Genomic DNA, 4,472 nt, shown 5'->3' with positions numbered 1-4,472 from the left:
CTTTTTCTTAAATTTGTTTTGATTCAGATTCTACAAACGAGTTNAAAAACATTTCAAAACTCTTTTTTGAAAACTAKAAATATTCTCAATTTTTTCTTCTTTTTCTTAAATTGTTTTTGATTCAGATTTTACAAACGAGTTAAAAACATTTCAGAACTTTTTCTTGAATACTAGAAATATTCTTAATTTTTTCTTCTTTTTCTTAAATTTGTTTTGATTCAGATTCTACAAACGAGTTAAAAAACATTTCAAAACTCTTTTTTGAAAACTATAAATATTCTCAATTTTTTCTTCTTTTTCTTAAATTTGTTTTGATTCAGATTCTACAAACGAGTTAAAAACATTTCAGAACTTTTTCTTGAAAACTAGAAATATTCTTAATTATTTTTCTTTCTTAAAATAGTTTTATTTAAAAGATCACAAATGAACTAATGTTTTTATTTGTTTGAAAATCAATTATTTATTTTGTTTTGGTCAGTTTTTTTTGCTATTATTTACAACGTGTTTGTATAAGGAAAGTTGCGTGTTTTAAGCAATAAAGTTAGTAAATAAAACACGAACCAAGAAAATTCGCGAGGATTTTCGTAAGTAAGCTATTACCAGCAATTTTTTTTATACGGTGTTGGGCAACGTTTTTCTTTAATTTCTATTTTTCTTTAATTTTACTTATTGATTTTAGATATTTCTCAACGTTATATGAATAAAAATCTTCATATTCTTTTGTGTAATCAAAATTTTCAATAATTGATTCAATTTCTAATTCTATCAAATTTTTAAAGGATAAAATGTTATTCTCAAACTCTAACATTTTCTTGTCTAAGGTAATTAATTCGATTGAATGAGAAAGCAGGTAAAATAATTCAGAAGTTAATAGTTCAAAGTCAATTAAAACTTCATTTCCTCTGTCTAACAAAATTGCAATTTTAATTTTAATATTTTCTTTAGATTCTTTTGAAATAAAATAGAAACTCTCTTCTTTTCCTTCAATATTTAATTCTTTCAGTTTATAGAATCTAAAAAATTCAGGAAGCGATTCATAAATATCTTTATATTCTTTTTTGCTTAAAACACTTAATTGATTTTCAATAGATTCAAATTTCATTTCAATTTTCCTTTTTTTAAGAGTGTCTAAAAAAATTGAATCTATTTCGTCTTTTAAATTCCAACTATTATTTATTTCCAACTTTGTATTTTTATTGCTCAAATTATTTCGTTTTTCATACTTGGTTTTGAATGTTGCCCAACGGATTTGTATATGATTTGTTGCGTGATTCGGGACTAAATTTAGTAAAAAAAATCGGAATAGAAAATCCCCCAAGGGATTTTCGTATGTAGGCGAAAACCAGCAATTAATTATATACGTTGTTAGTTTTTCGTTGCGAAACATTTTTATAAGCACGTTTTTTTGCGTTTCTAAGTTTTTTAAGAATTTAAAATTCAAGATTTGTTTATGTTTTATTTTTTCTTTAAAATTCTAAACATTCTTTTTTGGATTTACGCAAAACAGCAATTTTTTTACGAGTTTAAAATTCAGAGTTTTTTATTAAACTTTTTCTTTAAAAATCTAAACTTTCTTTTTTAGATTTACGTAAAACAGCGATTTTTCAYGAGTTTAAAGATTTTCAATTTGTTTATTTTTTTCTGAACTTTTTCTTTAAAATTCTAAASTTTATTTTTTAGATTCAAGCAAAACAACATTTTTTCACGAGTTTATAAATTCATAATTTATTCATTTTAATTATTTAAATATTCTCGATAATTCTATTTATTCTTGAAATTTCCATTTTTTCTGAATAATGAAAACTAACGTTTTTGTATATGATTTGTTGCGTATTTCGAGCAACTAATTTAGTAAATAAAAGCGGAATAGAAAATCCCCTAAGGATTTTCGTAAGTAGGCGATTACTAGCAATAAATTATATACGGTGTTAGCCACTGATTATTTTTCGTTAAATTTTTTTGTTTTTGGGTTATAACTAAATAAATATTTCAATTTTTCAGATTCATTTTTTTCATTTGTAGCGAAAAATGTTAATTCTTCATTTTTGTCTATTATAATATCACTTTTTAAATTTTTTCCAACATCTATTGTTATTGATTTTGTAACATCATTTTCTTTTGAACCTTGGATAATTCTCCCACTTAAAATTATAGCATCTCTTTTTATAAATTTTACATATATACTAGATATTAATCCAAAAAGTTTAATTTTCTCTAGGTTTATTGATTTGATATAGTAATCATTAAAGTCAAGTTTAAATTGTATAGGGAAAGATTTATTTTTTTTAGTTTCGTCCAATTTTAACCATTCAATAATAGCAAGATTAAGAATGCTGTTTTTATTATAGTCAATAGTTTCAATTAAAACTGTTTCTATTTTAATAGGGTTATTAACATTTTCTCTGTAAACAACTCCATTAAATTTGTTTAACATAGGTTCTAATATTTCTTGTGTAGCATCTAGATATAGTGTTGGTGCTATAAATTTTGGTTGAATTTGAAGTGACATTTGTTTTACAGAAAACCAGCTTTGAATATCCTCTTTTTTGAGTTTATTTGCAGTGTGTAATTCAATTCCATAATATTTTGCTGCATTTATTGCATCAGTTTGGTATCCATTTGTACTAACAAAAACTTTTTTATTAATTTCTTTAATTCTATAACATTTGGATTCGAATGCTTCAATTTCTTTAACAGGAACTTTTTTATTGTAATCTTTACATTCAATAGCTATTTTAATATCGAAATCATTTATTGAAGAAACGATTAATATATCAATTTCTCGTTTTTGACCACTTTCATTTTTTATTTTATAGTTATTGAAAATTTTTGTATTTTCAGAACTCCTTAAAGTCTCTTGGATAAGTCTGATAGTTTTTTCTAATGATTTTCCATTATTCTTCATGGTTTTTGGTGATTTGTGGCTAACGGATTTGTATATGGTTTGTTGCGTGATTCGGGACTAAATTTAGTAAAAAAAATCGGAATAGAAAATCCCCCAAGGGATTTTCGTATGTAGGCGAGAACCAGCAATTAATTATATACGTTGTTGTAAATAGTAGCTTTTTGTTTATTCCTAACTTTGATTATTAAATTACTATTCAAAAAACCGATAAAATTTAAAATTCTACAAACGAGTTAAAAAACATTTCAAAACTCTTTTTTAAAAACTAGAAATATTCTCAATTTTTTCTTCTTTTTCTTAAATTGTTTTTGATTCAGATTTTACAAACGAGTTAAAAATATTTCAGAACTTTTTCTTGAAAACTATAAATATTCTTAATTTTTTCTTCTTTTTCTTAAATTATTTTTGATTCAGATTCTACAAACGAGTTAAAAAACATTTCAAAACTCTTTTTTGAAAACTATAAATATTCTCAATTTTTTCTTCTTTTTCTTAAATTTGTTTTGATTCAGATTCTACAAACGAGTTAAAAACATTTCAGAACTTTTTCTTGAAAACTAGAAATATTCTTAATTATTTTTCTTTCTTAAAATAGTTTTATTTAAAATTTTACAAATGAACTAATGTTTTTATTTGTTTGAAAATCAATTATTTATTTTATTTTGGTCAGTTTTTTTTGCTATTATTTACAACGGATTTGTGTATGATTTGTTGCGTGATTCGGGACTAAATTTAGTAAAAAAAATCGGAATAGAAAATCCCCCAAGGGATTTTCGTAAGTAGGCTAGTACTAGCAATTAATTATATACGTTGTTGTAAATAGTAGCTTTTTGTTTATTCCTAACTTTGATTATTAAATTACTATTCAAAAAACCGATAAAATTTAAAATTCTACAAACGAGTTAAAAAACATTTCAAAACTCTTTTTTAAAAACTAGAAATATTCTCAATTTTTTCTTCTTTTTCTTAAATTATTTTTGATTCAGATTCTACAAACGAGTTAAAAATATTTCAAAACACTTTCTTGAAAACTAGAAATATTCTTAATTTTTTCTTCTTTTTCTTAAATTTGTTTTGATTCAGATTTTACAAACGAGTTAAAAAACATTTCAAAACTYTTTYTTGAAAACTAGAAATATTCTTAATTATTTTTCTTTCTTAAAATAGTTTTATTTAAAAGATTACAAATGAATTAATGTTTTTATTTATTTGAAAATCAATTATTTATTTTATTTTGGTTAGTTTTTTTTGCTATTATTTACAACGGTTTGTATATGAAAAGTGCTGTTTTGTGTGCGAGGATTTTCCGCAGGAAAATCAGATGTAGCAAAACGGCACTGACTTTTGTATTATGACCAAATTAAGCATTTTTTATATACGTTGTTGTAAGTAGTTTGTTTTTTTTTCAGNTCAATTATTTATTTTATTTTGGTTAGTTTTTTTTGCTATTATTTACAACGGTTTGTATATGAAAAGTGCTGTTTTGTGTGCGAGGATTTTCCGCAGGAAAATCAGATGTAGCAAAACGGCACTRACTTTTGTRTTATGACCAAATTAAGCATTTTTT

The 4,472-nt window shown here is 23.4% G+C and carries 2 protein-coding genes; both read right to left on the bottom strand.

Going from position 1 to position 4,472, the window contains the following annotated elements:
• Positions 1-646: 646 nt before the first annotated feature.
• A complete protein-coding gene (locus L0U77_RS11360; RefSeq protein WP_233900522.1) occupies positions 647-1,102 on the bottom strand; it encodes a hypothetical protein in 456 nt (151 codons plus the stop codon).
• Between the two features lie 837 nt (positions 1,103-1,939).
• The gene (locus L0U77_RS11355) at positions 1,940-2,905 is read right to left on the bottom strand and encodes a restriction endonuclease (RefSeq protein ID WP_233862833.1); all 966 of its coding nucleotides are present in this window, start codon (positions 2,903-2,905) and stop codon (positions 1,940-1,942) included.
• Positions 2,906-4,472: the final 1,567 nt, after the last annotated feature.

The sequence above is a fragment of the Tenacibaculum piscium genome (assembly GCF_021390715.1).
In the GTDB taxonomy this organism is placed as follows: Bacteria; Bacteroidota; Bacteroidia; order Flavobacteriales; family Flavobacteriaceae; genus Polaribacter; species Polaribacter piscius.
Note: the sequence above shows the minus strand (reverse complement) of the source record. Positions and strands in the feature narration are given on the sequence as shown.